Genomic DNA, 1,220 nt, shown 5'->3' on the forward strand with positions numbered 1-1,220 from the left:
TCTCCCGACTCCCGACTCCCGACTCCCGACTCCCGAAGATATCGTTAACTTTTGTTAAGTTTCGCATAAGTTCCCGAATTCGGTCTGATAAGTCAATAGCGGAACAAGTTAATTGTGCCGACTCGACCTACCTAGTTTTTTTTGAAAGGGTGTTCACACCTTTATGACTTATGATGCTGTTGAACTCTGATCAGATTTTCGATTATTTAGTTGAGCATGGTCTCTGCAGTCAGTCAGAGCAAGCTCTCACTAAGATTGAGCCCAAGGATTCAGCCTAGGGCTAACGGGCTACTTGAAAAGCTACCCTTGCCAGCTATCAGCTCTTGATAAAGCCCTAATCCCAAAAACCTACTCTACATCAGTTCAAGTCAAGTTCCCATACTTTAAACAGTTACAATGACTGACTATCTTGATTGATCAGCCGTTGTCTGACATGAGTTGATACCTGAGGGGGTGATCACAGTTTTGGTGTGTAAGTCCTGCTCGGGTACCCACAAGGGTACTGTCAAAACCTCAAAAAACAACGAAACTAGAGAAGTTGATTAAAGCTAGTCAGTTGGATAGTTCTCAACTACAGCAATGTAATGATTCAGCCTAGGGCTAACGGGCTAGTTGAAAAGCTACCCTTGCCAGCTATCAGCTCTTGATCAAGCCCTAATCCCAAAAACCTACTCTACATCAGTTCAAGTCAAGTTCGCATACTTTAAACAGTTACAATGACTGACTATCTTGATTGATCAGCCCTTGTCTTACATGAGTTGATATAGCACTACCCATTAAGGTGTTTGACATTTATAAAAGCTGAAACGCTGTTGTAGTCAACTTTTGCCTCTTGCCTCTTGCCAATGCCATTGCGCGTAGCGCTATACCTGAGGGGCTGATCGCTGAATACTTACTTGTCTGTTGGTTTCTATCCAGGAGTTAAGGTAATGCAGATCAAATGGAAACTAAACTTACTGGCCAAAATGGTAGTTTGGTTAGTCCCTGGGATTTTACTCAACTTCCTGGAAGTTGATGACCTAGCAGACTACCGTGAGTTTATTTTCCAAAGGGATGGGCGTTGCTGAATCTTCGCGCTGAATAGGAGTAGAGTGGGCATCCTGCCCGCCCGAAAATATATTGAAACTGGCAAGATGCCAGTTCCACGCAAGATGCCCATTCCACGGCCAGATTCCCATTCCACCTCACTCCTAAAATCATTCCATTGTTAAGCAACGCCT

Annotated in this window: 1 protein-coding gene; it reads right to left on the bottom strand. The window is 43.9% G+C overall.

Features of this window, described 5'->3' with window-relative positions; genetic code table 11:
• Positions 1–1,038 precede the first annotated feature (1,038 nt).
• On the bottom strand, positions 1,039–1,220 hold a 182-nt coding region (locus F6K20_RS39170; protein WP_287298556.1), incomplete at its 5' end, for a hypothetical protein.

The organism is Moorena sp. SIO2C4 (genome assembly GCF_010672485.1).
Lineage (GTDB): Bacteria > Cyanobacteriota > Cyanobacteriia > Cyanobacteriales > Coleofasciculaceae > Moorena > Moorena producens.